The sequence below is a fragment of the Actinomadura nitritigenes genome (assembly GCF_017573545.1).
Taxonomy (GTDB): Bacteria; Actinomycetota; Actinomycetes; order Streptosporangiales; family Streptosporangiaceae; genus Spirillospora; species Spirillospora nitritigenes.
Genome location: NZ_JAGEOK010000061.1, coordinates 17,516 through 31,361 on the forward strand (window position 1 = coordinate 17,516; position 13,846 = coordinate 31,361).

Here is a 13,846-nt window from a genome sequence, read left to right on the forward strand (position 1 = left end):
CGCACCTCACGGAGGAGCCGAATGGCGGTCGTCTGCGTCGACGCGGGCACCACGATGATCAAGGCGGTCGGATACGCCGAGGACGGCACGGAGCTGGCCGTCGTCCGCCGGCCCACGACGGTGTCCCGGCCCGCGCCCGGCCGGGCCGAGCAGGACATGGCCGAGGTCTGGGACGCGGTGGCGGGCGCGGTGCGCGAGGCCGCCGCGCAGGTCACCGCGGCGGGCGCGGGCGTCGACCTGCTCGCGCTCACCGCGCAGGGCGACGGCTGCTGGCTCGTCGACTCCGCCGGCGAGCCGACCGGCCCCGCGATCCTCTGGAACGACGGCCGCGCCGCCGCGGCCGTCGAGGGCTGGGCGCGCTCCGGCGTCATCGCCGAGGCGTTCCGCGCGAACGGGTCACTGCCGTTCCCGGGGCTGCCCAACGCGATCCTCACCTGGCTGCGCGAGCACGACCCCGACCGGCTCGCCCGGTCCGCGGCGTCCCTGACCTGCGGCGGCTGGGTCTTCGCGCGGCTCACCGGCCGGATCGCGGTGGACTCCTCGGACGCGTCGGCGCCGTTCATGGACGTCCGCGAGCGCGGGTTCTCCCGCGACCTGCTCCGCCTCTACGGCATGGAGTGGGCGGCGGCGCTGCTGCCGGACCTGCTCGGCGACGACGAGCGGGCCGCCCCGCTCACGCCCGACACAGCCGGCGCGCTCGGTCTGACCGCCGGGATCCCGGTCGTCCTCGCGCCCTACGACATCGCCTCCACCGCGATCGGCGCGGGCGCGGTCGGTGTGGGGCAGGCGTGCACGATCCTCGGCACGACCCTGTGCACGGAGATGGTCGTGGACGAGCCGCGCCTGGACGGCGAACCGTCCGGCTTCACGGTCGCGATGGGCCTCCCGGACCGGTGGCTGCGGGCGTTCCCGACGCTCGCGGGTGGCCAGGTCGTCGACTGGGCCCGCCGGACGCTCGGCCTCGGCGACGATCCGTCCGCGCTCTCCGCGCTGGCGGCGCAGTCCCCGCCCGGCGCCGGCGGCCTGGTGTTCCTGCCGTACCTGTCGCCCGCCGGGGAGCGCGCGCCGTTCCTGGAGCCGCGGGCGCGCGGCGCCTTCCACGGCCTGACCGTCGAGCACGAGCGTGCCGACCTCGCCCGCGCCGTCCTGGAAGGGCTCAGCCTGGTCGTCCGGGACTGCCTGGAGGCCGCCGGGACCCGCCCGACCGAGCTGCGGGTCAGCGGCGGCGGCTCCGCGAGCGCGTTCTGGCTCGGCATGCTCGCCGACGTGACGGGCGTCCCGGTCGTCCGGTCGGCCGACGCCGAGTCGGGCGCGCGCGGCGCGTTCATCGTCGGGCTGCTGGCCACCGGCCGCGCCGGGGACGCCGGAGAGGCGGCCGGCAGATACGTCCGGGCGGGCGAGGTCCACGACCCGGATCCCGTCCGGGCCGCGCACTACGCGCAGGCGTACCAGGACTTCCTGGACATCCGGGGGGCCACCGCGCCCGCGTGGCCCACGCTCGCCGCGATGCGCGAGCGCGGGGGTGAGCGGTGAGCGGCGAACCCGTGTGGGTCGGGATCGACCTCGGGACGCAGAGCGTGCGGGCCCTGGCCGTCACGGCGTCCGGCCAGGTCGCGGGCGGCGGGACGGCGCCGCTCACGGGCCGTCGCGACGGCCCGCGCCACGAACAGGACCCGGAGCTGTGGTGGACGGCCGTCACCGCCGCCTGCCGCGAGGCGCTGCGCGACGTCCCGGCGGACGCGGTGCGGGCCGTCGCGGTGGACGGCACGTCCGGCACCGTCCTGCTGACCGACCGCGACGGGCGGCCCCTGACCCCGGCGCTGATGTACGACGACACCCGCGCCGCCGGCGCCGTCGAGAAGATCAACGAGGCCGGGGGTGAGGTGTGGCGCAGGCTCGGCTACCAGCGCATGCAGCCCGCCTGGGCGCTGCCCAAGCTGCTGTGGCTGCTGGAGAACACCCCCGGCCTGCCGGACGGCGCGCGGCTGGCGCACCAGGCCGACTTCGTGAACCGGCGGCTGACCGGCCATCCCGTCGCCGCCGACCTCAGCAACGCCCTCAAGACCGGCGCCGACCTCGTCGCCGAGGCGTGGCCGCTGGACGTCCTCGACGCGCTCGGCGTCCCGGCCGGGCTGCTCCCTGAGCTGGAACGTTCCGGTACCCGGCTCGGCGCCGTCGGCGCCGGGGCCGCGGCGGCGACCGGGCTGCCGGAGGGCACGCCGGTGGTCGCGGGCGCCACCGACGGCTGCGCCGCCCAGCTCGGCACCGGCCGCCTCACCGCCGGCTCCTGGAACTCCGTCCTCGGCACCACGCTGGTGCTCAAGGGCGTCACCGACGACCTCCTCCACGACCCGTTCGGCGTCGTGTACTCCCACAAGGCGCCGGACGGAAGGTGGCTGCCCGGCGGCGCGTCCAGCACCGGCGCGGGCGCCCTCACCCGCGACTACCCGGGCCGAGACCTCGCCGGCCTCGACCGCCGCGCCGCCGGCCGCGAACCCGCCGCCGCGCTGACCTACCCGCTCGTCGGGGCGGGGGAGCGGTTCCCGTTCGTCGCGCCGGACGCCCGCGGGTTCACGCTCGGCGCGACCGGCGACGAGGCCGACTCCTACGCGGCCGTCCTGCAGGGCGTCGCCTTCATCGAACGGCTCTGCTTCGACCACCTCGACCTCCTCGGCGCCCCCACCGGCGGCGACCTCACCCTCACCGGAGGCGCCGCGAAGTCGCGGTACTGGTGCCAGCTGCGCGCCGACGTCCTCGGACGGCCGGTCGTGCTGCCGCGCCAGGCCGAGCCCGCGCTCGGCGCCGCGGTCCTCGCCGCCTCCGCCGGGCGGGACGTCGCCGAGGTCGCCTCCCGCATGGTCGCCGTCGCGGCCACCGTCGATCCGCGGCCCGGGAGCGCCGGCCGGTTCGACGACGCCTACCTGCGCATGGTCGGCGAGCTGGAAGAGCGCGGGTGGCTGCCCGCCCCCACCGCCGCCCACGCGCGCGAGAGGACGGCCCGATGACGCGGCTCGTGCTCGTCCGCCACGGCGAGACCGAATGGCACGCCGAGAACCGCTACGCCGGCACCAGCGAGGTCGCGCTCACGCGGCGCGGCCTGGAGCAGGCCCGGCTGCTCGGCGCGTGGGCGGAGGCGGCCCGCCCGGACGCCGTCTGGTGCTCCGACCTCGGCCGCGCCCGGATCACCGCCGAGCCGTCCGCCAAGGCGATCGGCGCGGACCCCGTCGTCGACGCGCGGCTCCGCGAGCTGCACTTCGGGCGCGGCGAGGGCCTCACCCGCGACGAGATGGCCCGCGCCTTCCCCGACGCGCTGCGCGCCTTCCGCGCCGACCCCGTCGCCGGCCACCTGCCGGGCGGCGAGGACCCGGCCGCCGCCGCGCACCGCTTCACGGCGTGCCTGCACGACATCGCCGGACGGCATCCCGGCGGCCGCGTCCTGGTCGTCGCGCACTCCACCGCGCTCCGCCTCGCGCTGTGCCGGCTGCTGGGGCTGCCGCTCAAGGACTACCGGCGGCGGTTCCCGTCGCTGGGCAACTGCGCACTGACCGAGATACGGCTCCGGGACGGCGACGCCGCCCTCCTGGAGTTCAACACCGCGATCGAAGGATCGCTCGTTCCCTGGAGCCTGCAATGACGACCCGCGTCCTGGCGGCCGGTGACCTGTTCGTCCGCAACCGCCTGTTCATCGACGCGCTGCGCGCCGCCGCCCCCGGCGACCTGGAGTTCACCGAGCTCACGCTGCCGTGGCCGGTCGAGCCGTTCGGGCGGGTCGCCGAGGTGGACGAGGCGTCCGGCACCGAGGAGCGGCTCATCGAGGCGCTGCGCGGCGCGCGGATCTGCGTCACCCAGATGGCGCCGCTCACCCGCCGCGTCCTGGAGGCGTGCCCCGACCTGGAGCTGTTCGGGATCAGCCGCGGCGGGCCCGTCAACGCCAACCTGGAGGCGGCCACCGAGCACGGCGTCGCCGTCTGCTACGCCCCGGGACGCAACGCCGGCGCCACCGCCGAGCACACCCTCGCGCTGATCCTCGCCGCCGTCCGGCGGATCCCGCAGACCCACGCCGACCTCGTCGCGGGCCACTGGCGCGGCGACTACTACCGCTACGAGGACGTCGGCTTCGAGTTGCTCGGCAGTACCGTCGGGCTCGTCGGCTGCGGCGCGGTCGGGCGCCGCGTCGCCCGGATGCTGGCCGCGCTCGGCGCGAAGGTCCTCGTCCACGACCCGTACCTGGACGATCTCGGCGACCTCGCCCACGTCGCGGAACTCGTAGAGCTCGACGACCTGCTGGCGCGCGCGCAGATCGTCTCCCTGCACGCCCGCGCCACGCCGCAGACCACCGGGATGATCGGCGCCGCGCAGATCGCCGCGATGGCGCCCGGGTCGATCATCGTCAACTGCGCGCGCGGATCGCTGCTGGACTACGAGGCCGCCTGCGACGCGGTCGAGTCCGGCCACCTGTTCGCCGCCGCGTTCGACGTGTTCCCCGAGGAGCCCATCCCGGCCGGGTCGCGGCTGCTGACCACGCCGAACGTCATCGTCACCCCGCACCTGGCCGGCGCCAGCAAGCAGACCGCCGCGAACGCCGCCCGCATCATCGCCGAGGACGTCGGCCGCCACCTGCGCGGCGAGCCCCTCCTGCACTGCGCGAACCCCGACGCCCTCACCGTGCCGCGGCCGGCCTGACCCCGGTCCGCGCCCCGACTCCCCGCGCGACCCCCACCACGAGGAGGCACGATGCACCCGATCCCCCCGCCCGCCGACACCCCGGTGACCCGCCGCACGGCCCTCGGCCTCGCGGGCGCCGCCGCGCTCGCCGGCGCCGCCGCGCTGGCGGGCACGGCCCGCCCCGCCGCCGCGGCCGAACGCTCCTACACCTTCGACCTCGTCTTCGACGTCCCCGACGCCGGCAACATGCAGGGCCTGGCCTACCGCCGCGGACGCTTCTTCGTCGGCTTCGACGTGGGCGGCGGCAAGGGCGTCATCCGCGAGTACCGCCCCGACGGCACCAAGGTCAAGGAGAGCGCGCCGCTCGACGTCGGCCACGCCGCCGAGATCAGCGTCCGCGGCGCCGACGGCCTGCTCTACGTCGCGACCGGCGGCGGCACCAATCCCACCAAGGTCAACGTCGTCGACTGGACGGGAGAGCCGCGGATCGTCCGCACCATCGATTTCGGCTCCCTCGGCAATTCCGGCCTCGTCGCCGTGGACGACCGGCGCGACGGGCTGCTCGTCCATGCCGGGCCGGGCGACAACGGCCCGTTCGTCTTCGCCTTCAGCGACCTCGACGGGAATGTCCGCTCGACGTTCCCGCTCGGCTACCAGGGCGTTCCGCAGGGCCTGGAAATGTCCGGTGACAAGGTCCTGTACTACACCAACAACACGATCACCGTGCTGGACCGCTCCGGCACGATCCTGGAAACGATCACCATCCCGCTGACGGGCGAGAGCGAGGGCCTCGCCGTCGCTCCCGCGGGCCGCGGATCGCGCGTCTTCGTGGGCTACAACAAGCCCAACCGCGTCTACGCGATGACGCCGGTGTTCCGCTGACAGACCAGGCGCGCGGCCGGGTCCGTCCGTACCTCCCAAGCCCGGCCGCGCGCCTTCCCACCGGGATCCCGCCTGTCCCGCCGAATTTCCTTCCGTGCGATCGTTCCAATCCGATTTCGGTTATAAGTTCCGATGGGAACGGGCATTCGCCGAGCGCCGAATCACGGCCGAGTGAGCGATCTCCCGTGTCCGTTTATCGGAATCCTATGAATCGCGGGCCCCTTTCTGAATCGCCCTACCCTTTCCGGGATCACTCGGGTATGAACAAGGAGTGATCGGCGCGGTCACGGCGGGAATGCCGCGGGCCGCGCGCAGGGGGCCGCGCGCGGGCGCCCCCGCGCGCGGAGCCAGCAAACCCTCTCCGAGGAGGAACCCCGTGAACGCTCCCGCCCGACTCGCCCGGCTCGCCGCCCCGGCGGCCGCCGCGTGCGCCGCGCTCGCACTGGCCGCGGGCCCCGCGTCCGCAGCCACCACCACGGTCCGCCAGGACACCGCCACCGGCGCGCCCTACGCCGGGAACTGGCAGATCTCCACCGTCGGCACGCTGAACTTCTCCACCAGCTTCCTGGGCATGAACGTCACCGGCACCTGCGACAGCGCGCAGATGCAGGGCACCACGACCTCCGCCGGCGCCGGCGAGTTGACCGCCGCCTCCATCGGCGCGTGCCACACGTCCAACGGGTTCAGCTCGCCCGCCACCGCCCTCGACCTGGGCGGCGTCTCCGACCGGTCCGGTCAGATCAGCTACGACCCCGTGCAGGGCGGGCGCGACGGCGTGATCGCCATCGGCGGCGACCTGCGCATCACCCTCAAGGGCCAGGTGCTCGGCCTCACCGTCACGTGCATCTACGGCTTCCGCACCGGCGGCGCCGACGGGCTGACCTTCGACGTCTACAACCGCGACAACCCGAACCGGCCGCTGCCCGACGACGACCTGCAGGGCAAGTCCGACGCCATCCAGCTCGTCCGCGAGTCCGGCAGCAGCAGCGTCTGCCCGTCCAGCGGCACCGGCAGCGGCGCCGCGATCGGCCGCGGCGAGAGCACTCCCGGCTCCGGCGTCTTCGACCGCAAGCTCTACCTGACCTCGTAGCGCCGGCAGGGGCGGCGGCCGGGCTCCGGGCCGGTGCAAGGGAGTGGTCTTCCACCTCGGTGCCCGGCCGCCCCCTTGACCCTCGCGGTGCTGGGTCGCCGTGTCGGAGCGGCCGGGGGCGTACGGCCGGATCCCGTGGACGATTCGCGAGGACTTCGAGCGTAACCCCGCAGGTCAGCGGGGGGTAATGACATGGCGCTTACAGTTGTTTCCCACCGGTGTCCAGATCCCGGAGTGGATAGATCACCCCTTTCCGGTCATGTGCCCTGAATCACATCCGGGACTGTCACGTCCGGCGGCCCCGGCCCGTCCTGATGCCGGAAGCGACCTTCTCCCGGCCCCGCGCCGGGACGGACATCAGGAGTCGTCATGCGCGTTCTCGTCGCCGGATCCACCGGAGTCGTCGGCCGCCGGCTGATGCCGCTGCTCGAGGCGGTCGGCCACGAGGCGATCGGGCTGTCGCGCTCCGGCGGCGGCCCGGCCGGCCGCGCCCTCGCCGCCGACGCGCTCGACCGGGACGCGGTGTCCCGCGCCGTCCGCGAGGCAGCGCCCGACGCGGTCGTCAACCTGCTCACCGCCATCCCCGCCGCCCCCGACCCGAAGCACCTGGCCCGCGACTTCGCGATCACCAACCGGCTGCGCACCGAGGGCACCCGCAACCTCTACGACGCCGCCCGCGACGCCGGGACCGCCCGCGTCCTCGCCCAGGGCCTCGCCTACGCCTACCGGCCCGCCGCCGGGCTCGCCGACGAGGACGCGCCGCTGTGGACCGAGCGCACCCCCAGGCAGTTCGCGCCCGTCCTCGCCGCCCTCGTCGAGCTCGAGGCGAGGACCGCCGAAGCCGCCGGCCTCGTCCTGCGCTTCGGGCACCTGTACGGGCCCGGCTCCGCCTACGCGCCCGGCGGGTCGTTCACCGCCCAGGTCCGCGCCGGAAAGGTGCCGGTGGTCGGCGGCGGCCACGCCGTCCTGTCCTTCACCCACGCCGACGACGCCGCCACCGCGATCGTCGCCGCCCTCGACAAGGACGTCACCGGCGTCCTGAACATCGTCGACGACACGCCCGTCACGATGGCGGAGTTCCTCACCCGCTACGCCCGGATGCTGGACGCGCCCGCGCCCGGACGCGCACCCGCGGTGCTCGCCCGGCTCGCCGTCGGCGGCTGGGGCGTGGCGTTCATGAACGGGCTGCGCGGCGCCGACAACGGCCGTGCCCGGCTCCGCCTCGACTGGCGGCCCCGCCACCCGAGCTGGGTGCACGGGATGGAGGCCGACGGAGCGGCCTCCGCCCGCGACGCGGCATGATCGTCCGCATGGACCGGCGAGAAGGCGCCACCCGCGCGTTCGAGGAGCACCGCCCGCTGCTGCTCGGGCTCGCCTACCGGCTGCTCGGCAGCATGTGGGACGCCGAGGACGCCGTCCAGGAGGCGTACCTCCGGTGGACCCGGACCGACCCCGCCGAGGTCGGCAACGCCCGCGCCTACCTGGTGACGATCGTGTCGCGGCTCGCCCTCGACCAGCTCCGCTCCGCCCGCGTCACCCGCGAGGCCTATCCCGGGCCCTGGCTGCCCGAACCGGTGTCCGCCGCGGCGTTCGGGCCGCTGGAGACCGCCGAGATGGCCGACACCCTCGCCTACGCGACCCTCCACCTGATGGAACGGCTGTCGCCGCCCGAACGCGCCGTGTTCGTGCTGCGCGAGGCGTTCGAACTGCCCTACGAGGAGATCGCCGGCATCGTCGGCGTCCCCGCCGCGACGTGCCGCCAGCACCACCGCCGCGCGGCGGCACGGCTCGCGGAGGGCCGCGACCGGTTCCGCCCGTCCACCGCCGACCACACCGAACTCCTCGGCCGCTTCCTCGACGCCGCGCGGGGCGGGGACCTCGCCGGCCTCACCGACCTGCTCGCCGAGGACGTCGTGGCCTGGAACGACGGCGGCGGCCGGGTCCGCGCCGCGCTCCGCCCCGTCGAGGGCCGCGCCGCCGTCGCCGCGTTCATCACCGGGCTCGGCTCCCGCTACGGCTTCGGCGAGGTCCGGGTCGTCGAGGCCAACGGCGCGCCCGCGCTCTGGACGCACATCGACGGCCACGAGCAGCTCACCGCGTTCGACGTCCGCGACGGCCGCGTGCACGGGCTGTTCGCCGTCCTCAACCCCGACAAGCTCGGCCGCGTCCGCCCCGCCACCTGATCCGGCCGGCCGCCCCCGGCGCGGGCCGCCGGCACCCGGCGTCGGACAATGGAGGAGTGAGAGCGGTGGTGGTCTCCGACACCCACGCGCCCCGGCGCTGGAAGGGGTGCCCGCCGCGGGTCGCCGAGCACCTGCGGGGCGCCGACGTCATCCTGCACGCCGGGGACGTCTGCGTCGCGTCCGTCCTCGACGAACTCGCCGGGTACGCGCCCGTCCACGCCGTCCTCGGCAACAACGACGGCCCGGACGTCGCCGCGTGGGGCGCCCCTGAACGCCTCGAACTCGATCTCGGCGGGCTCGCCGTCGCGATGGTCCACGACAGCGGCCAGGCCCGCGGCCGCACCGCCCGGATGCGGCGCTGGTTCCCCGCCGCCGACCTCGTCGTCTTCGGGCACTCCCACATCCCGCTCGACGAGACCGGCGACGGCGTCCGGATCTTCAACCCCGGTTCGCCGACGGACCGGCGCCGCCAGCCGCACGGCACCATCGGCCTCCTCGACATCGAGGACGGCAGGCTGGCCCGCGCGGAAATCGTTCCCGTCACCTGATCAACGGCGGGCACAATGCCCGCATGGACGGGACCGGCCTGGGGCAGCCGTGGGCTTCCGGATGACGCTCGGCCGGCACGACTGGACCGAGGTCCACGCCCTCCTCGACCATCCGCACGGCCTGCGCGGCGGCCTGCGCCGGCTCTACGACGCGTGGGGCGAGTCGCTCCGCGAGCTGGAGTCGGCGCACACGACGCGCACCTGGGACGCGATCCACATCCTGCTGACGGGATGCGAGAACGACGACGACGCCAAAGGCGTCCCCCTCGGCCCGGCCCCCGCGCGGGACGTCGTCATGGGCGGGCTCATCCTGACCGGCGGCACCTCACGCCTCAACACGCCGATCCTGCTCAGACCAGCCGAGGTGCGTGCCGTCGACGCCCACCTGCGCGGGATCGACCTCGACGCCCTCATCCGCGAGCGCTACCCCCTGCTGCTGGAGATCGGGCCGTACTCCTTCCGCGACGACGACGGAAGCGACATGGTCACGAGGGGATGGCTCGCCGACGACGTCGAGGTCCTCCGCGGCTTCTACGCCCGCGCCGCCGCCGCGGGCAACGCGGTCATCAAGGACATCTCCTGAGATGATCGGTCGGGTAAGACCGCACTTACGAAGGGGACCGGCATGACCGACCGCGTGACCGTGCACGTCCACGAGGGAGTCGCCGACGTGCGGCTCAACCGCCCCGACAAGCTGAACGCCCTCGACATCGCGACCTTCGAGGCGCTCGCGGAGACCGGCGACGCGCTCGCGGCCGACCCGTCCGTCCGCGCCGTCGTCCTGTCGGGGGAGGGCCGCGCGTTCTGCGCGGGACTCGACTTCGCCAACTTCGCCGCGATGGCCGGGGACGGGCCGTCCGACGGCGGTCCCGGCGGTTCCGGCGGCTCCGCGGCCTCCGGCGGGCAGCGGTTCAAGCGGCTGCTGTCCGACATCACCGACCGCGAGCCCGGCCGCATCACCAACCTCGGCCAGCAGGCCGTGCACACCTGGCACGAGCTTCCGCAGCCGGTCATCGCGGCCGTCCACGGGCACGCGCTCGGCGGCGGCCTGCAGATCGCGCTCGGCGCCGACATCAGGATCGTCGCCCCGGACGCGAAGCTCTCGGTGCTGGAGATCCGCTGGGGCCTGGTCCCGGACATGACCGGCACCGCCGCCCTCCTGCGCCTCGTCGGCGAGGACGTCGCCAAGGAGCTCACCTTCACCGGACGCATGGTCGGCGGCGACGAGGCCGTCCGCCTCGGCCTCGCCACCCGCACCGCCGACGACCCGCGCGCCGCCGCCACCGACCTCGCCCGCGAGATCGCCGGCAGGAGCCCCGACGCGATCCGCGCCGCCAAGCGCCTGCTCAACCGCGCCGCCGAGGGCGGCGACCTCGCCGGCCAGTACCTGGAGGAGTCCCGCGAGCTCGGCGCGCTGCGCGGCTCGCCCAACCAGGCCGAGGCGGTCCGCGCCTACTTCGGCAAGCGCGAGGCCGCCTTCACCGACCCCGCATAGCCGCCGCGCCCCCGAGGGGTGGGGCCGGGCGACGGCGCGACGTCCGCAAACCGGTATCTTCTGCCGTCGTGATCAGGGTGTCCCACCTGGTCGGACCCACCCCCGGAAGGCAAGGCAGGCATGCCCGAAGAAGGACCGCGCCGGCACCCCGTCGACGAGGTGCTCCCCGTCCCCAAGCTCGCCCTCTACGGTTTCCAGCACGTCCTGGCGTTCTACGCCGGCGCCGTCGTCGTCCCGATCCTGGTCGCCGGCGCGATCGGGCTGTCCCCGCAGCAGCTCGTCTACCTGATCAACGCCGACCTGTTCACCTGCGGGATCGCCACCGTCATCCAGTCGCTCGGCGTCTGGAAGATCGGCATCCGGCTGCCGATCGTGCAGGGCGTCACGTTCACCGCCGTCGCACCGATGATCGCCATCGGGCAGGGCGCCGAGAACGCCACCGCCGGGCTCCTCGCGATCTACGGCGCCACCATCACCGCCGGCCTGGTCACCCTGGTCGCCGCCCCGTTCCTCGGCCGCGTGCTGCGGTTCTTCCCGCCGCTCGTCACCGGCACCGTCCTGACGATCATGGGCCTGGTGCTGCTGCCGAACGCGCTCACCGACGCCGCCGGCGGCGCCGCCGCCAAGGCCGCCGGCAAGGACTTCGGCAGCTGGAAGCACCTCATGTACGCGGGCGGCACCCTGCTGTTCATCATCGTCCTCTACCGGCTCCGGCGGCCGTTCCTCAGCAGCATCGCCGTGCTCCTCGGCCTCGTCGGCGGGACGATCGTCTCCTACGCCCTCGGGGACACCGCCTTCGACCAGGTCGGGAAGTCCGACTGGTTCGGCGTCACCACCCCGTTCCACTACGGCACCCCGACCTTCCACATCGGCCCGATCATCGCGATGCTGCTGGTCATGATGGTCACCGTCGTGGAGACCGTCGGCGACTCCAAGGCCACCGGCGAGATCGTCGGCAAGGACGTCACCGACGCCGACATCACGCGCGCTCTGCGCGCCGACGGCCTGTCCACCTTCCTCGGCGGCTCCCTGAACGCCTTCCCCTACACCTGCTTCGCGCAGAACGTCGGGCTCGTCCGGCTCACCGGGGTGCGCAGCCGGTTCGTGGTCGTCGCGGCCGGCGCCTTCATGATCGTCCTCGGGCTGTTCCCGAAGGCCGCCGCCTACGTCGCGTCCATCCCGCCGGACGTCCTCGGCGGCGCCGCCGTCGCGATGTTCGGCATGGTCGCCGTCGTCGGCATCCAGACCCTCGGCAAGGTCGACCTCCGCCAGGAGCGCAACGCCCTCGTCGTCGCCGTCAGCATCGCGCTCGCGCTGCTGCCCACCGTGGTCCCGCAGTTCGGCGAGAACATGCCCAAGGACGTCGCCGCGATCCTCAACAGCGGCATCACCATCGGCAGCATCAGCGCGATCGTGCTGAACCTGGTGTTCAACGTCTTCACGCGCACGCCCCCGCAGGACGAGGAGGCCGCCGTCCCACCCGCGGAACCGGCCGTCACCTCCTGACCGCGCGCCCGCGGCGGCTCCCAGGGGCCGCCGCGGGCCATGGGCCGGTCAGTTCCAGAAGGCGGCGATCTCCGCCGCGGCGGCCCTGCCCTGCGCGAGCCCCGCCTCCGCGGACGGCGTCCGCGTCGCCGGATCCAGCGGGTCGGCGCCGAACGCCGCCGTCGACGCCTCGTCCGGACGGATGACCTCCACCCGCCCGCCCTCGGCCTTCACCGCGCCGATCTCGTCCTCCAGCGTCGGGTCGTCCATCGGTGCGACCAGCAGGACCCGCTCGTACCCGGCGGCCAGGGCCAGGTTGTTCGCCGAGTGCACGCCGCCGTCCACGTACCGGACGCCGCCGATCGTCACCGGCGGCCAGATCATCGGGACCGCGCAACTCGCGGCGATCGCGTCCACCAGTTCCACACCGGAGTCGCGGTCCAGCACCCGCAGCTCACCCGTCAGCGCGTTCACCGCCGTCACCAGCAGCCTCCGCTCCGGCCACTCGTGTGACGGCAACCGCCCCTCGATCACCGCGCGCCGCTCCGCCTCCGTCACGGTCTCGGCCGCCAGCGCCCGCGCACCGAGCCCTCGCCGCACCGCCGCCGGATCACCCTGGTTCTCGTAGGCGAGCCGCATCCAGGTCTCCATGACCGTGCTCACCGACACCCCGCCCGGTACCAGCTCGTGGTTCTGCAGCGCAGGGTCCGCCTGCCGCGCGTACAGCTCCTTCAGCGGCAACCCGCTCGCGACCTGCGCGGCCACCGCGGAGCCCGCCGACGTGCCGACCAGCAGGTCGGCTCCGGTCACGTCCGCACCCTCCTCGGCGAGCCCGAACAGCAGCCCGTTCAGCCAGGCGATGCCCGCGACCCCTCCGCCGCCCAGCACCAGAGCGCGCTCCTTGTCGGTCATGTTCGTCCTCCTTAGGTGATCGCTAGAGCGTAGGGAGAGCAGCGGACATTCCGGGGACGGCCCCATCCCGCACGTCACCGCGGGCGTGAACAGCGCCCAGCGCGCCGCCGGCGGGCGCCCGCGCACCGGCGCTGGAGCGTGTCGATTTGACGAGGCTCCGGGGACCACGTAAGTTAACCCCTCGTCCCCCTTACGGATGCAGGACGCCCTCATGGCGGCCGGCCGACGGGGAAACCACCACTCAGCAGCCGACGCGGCTTCGCCGTGTCAGCCGTGCAGTGATGGCGTCGGTAAGGCCCGATTTTGCAAATCGAGCTGGATCTGATGAAATGGCGACACCGCCCGGAAGGGACGCGCAAGCGGACCGGAAAGGCAATCGGAAAAGCCCGGAAATTGACACTCCGAGCGGATCTGATAAAGTAAGAGCAGTCGCCCCGGGGCGGGAAACGCGAAAGCGAATCCAGCACGGTGGGTGTCCGTTTCTTGAGAACTCAACAGCGTGTTAAAAGCCAGTGCCTTTATCGACCTGGCCGGTTAGGCCGGGTCGCCCCGTGCCATCTCCTTCGGGGGGTGGTGGGGATTTCTT

At 74.2% G+C, this 13,846-nt stretch carries 13 protein-coding genes; 12 read left to right on the forward strand and 1 reads right to left on the reverse strand.

What is annotated here, in order from left to right; translation table 11 throughout:
• The first annotated feature begins 21 nt into the window (after positions 1 to 21).
• The 12 genes from J4557_RS47120 (at position 22) to J4557_RS47175 (ending at position 12,369) form a co-directional block, all read left to right on the forward strand.
• The gene (locus J4557_RS47120) at positions 22 to 1,533 is read left to right on the forward strand and encodes an FGGY family carbohydrate kinase (protein ID WP_208274134.1); all 1,512 of its coding nucleotides are present in this window, start codon (positions 22 to 24) and stop codon (positions 1,531 to 1,533) included.
• Complete coding sequence (locus J4557_RS47125; protein WP_307800611.1) at positions 1,530 to 3,005, forward strand: FGGY-family carbohydrate kinase; 1,476 nt, start codon at positions 1,530 to 1,532, stop codon at positions 3,003 to 3,005. Before J4557_RS47120 ends, J4557_RS47125 begins: the two co-directional genes overlap by 4 nt.
• Positions 3,002 to 3,634, forward strand: a complete 633-nt coding sequence (locus J4557_RS47130; protein ID WP_208274135.1) for a histidine phosphatase family protein — start codon at positions 3,002 to 3,004, stop codon at positions 3,632 to 3,634. Before J4557_RS47125 ends, J4557_RS47130 begins: the two co-directional genes overlap by 4 nt.
• Positions 3,631 to 4,683: a 2-hydroxyacid dehydrogenase gene (locus J4557_RS47135; protein WP_208274136.1), complete on the forward strand. Its 1,053-nt coding sequence runs from the start codon at positions 3,631 to 3,633 to the stop codon at positions 4,681 to 4,683. Before J4557_RS47130 ends, J4557_RS47135 begins: the two co-directional genes overlap by 4 nt.
• A gap of 51 nt (positions 4,684 to 4,734) precedes the next feature.
• The gene (locus J4557_RS47140; protein WP_208274139.1) at positions 4,735 to 5,547 is read left to right on the forward strand and encodes a hypothetical protein; all 813 of its coding nucleotides are present in this window, start codon (positions 4,735 to 4,737) and stop codon (positions 5,545 to 5,547) included.
• Positions 5,548 to 5,923: 376 nt separating this feature from the next.
• Positions 5,924 to 6,637 carry a hypothetical protein gene (locus tag J4557_RS47145; protein ID WP_208274141.1) on the forward strand — a complete coding sequence of 238 codons (714 nt, stop codon included), beginning with the start codon at positions 5,924 to 5,926 and terminating at the stop codon, positions 6,635 to 6,637.
• Positions 6,638 to 7,006: 369 nt separating this feature from the next.
• Positions 7,007 to 7,939: an NAD-dependent epimerase/dehydratase family protein gene (locus tag J4557_RS47150; protein WP_208274143.1), complete on the forward strand. Its 933-nt coding sequence runs from the start codon at positions 7,007 to 7,009 to the stop codon at positions 7,937 to 7,939.
• A gap of 8 nt (positions 7,940 to 7,947) precedes the next feature.
• Positions 7,948 to 8,820: an RNA polymerase sigma factor SigJ gene (gene sigJ / locus J4557_RS47155; protein ID WP_208274145.1), complete on the forward strand. Its 873-nt coding sequence runs from the start codon at positions 7,948 to 7,950 to the stop codon at positions 8,818 to 8,820.
• A 56-nt stretch (positions 8,821 to 8,876) separates the two neighbouring features.
• Entirely contained in the window at positions 8,877 to 9,368 is a 492-nt protein-coding gene (locus J4557_RS47160; RefSeq protein ID WP_208274147.1) for a metallophosphoesterase family protein, read from the forward strand.
• A gap of 49 nt (positions 9,369 to 9,417) precedes the next feature.
• Positions 9,418 to 9,951 (forward strand): DUF1877 family protein, encoded by a 534-nt coding sequence (locus J4557_RS47165; protein WP_208274148.1) that lies wholly within the window; start codon positions 9,418 to 9,420, stop codon positions 9,949 to 9,951.
• A 42-nt stretch (positions 9,952 to 9,993) separates the two neighbouring features.
• Positions 9,994 to 10,863, forward strand: a complete 870-nt coding sequence (locus tag J4557_RS47170) for a crotonase/enoyl-CoA hydratase family protein (RefSeq protein WP_208274149.1) — start codon at positions 9,994 to 9,996, stop codon at positions 10,861 to 10,863.
• Positions 10,864 to 10,983: 120 nt separating this feature from the next.
• The gene (locus J4557_RS47175; protein ID WP_208274150.1) at positions 10,984 to 12,369 is read left to right on the forward strand and encodes a nucleobase:cation symporter-2 family protein; all 1,386 of its coding nucleotides are present in this window, start codon (positions 10,984 to 10,986) and stop codon (positions 12,367 to 12,369) included.
• A 48-nt stretch (positions 12,370 to 12,417) separates the two neighbouring features.
• On the opposite strand, the gene J4557_RS47180 is transcribed toward J4557_RS47175, so the two are convergent.
• Positions 12,418 to 13,260 carry a patatin-like phospholipase family protein gene (locus J4557_RS47180; RefSeq protein WP_208274151.1) on the reverse strand — a complete coding sequence of 281 codons (843 nt, stop codon included), beginning with the start codon at positions 13,258 to 13,260 and terminating at the stop codon, positions 12,418 to 12,420.
• Positions 13,261 to 13,846 lie beyond the last annotated feature (586 nt).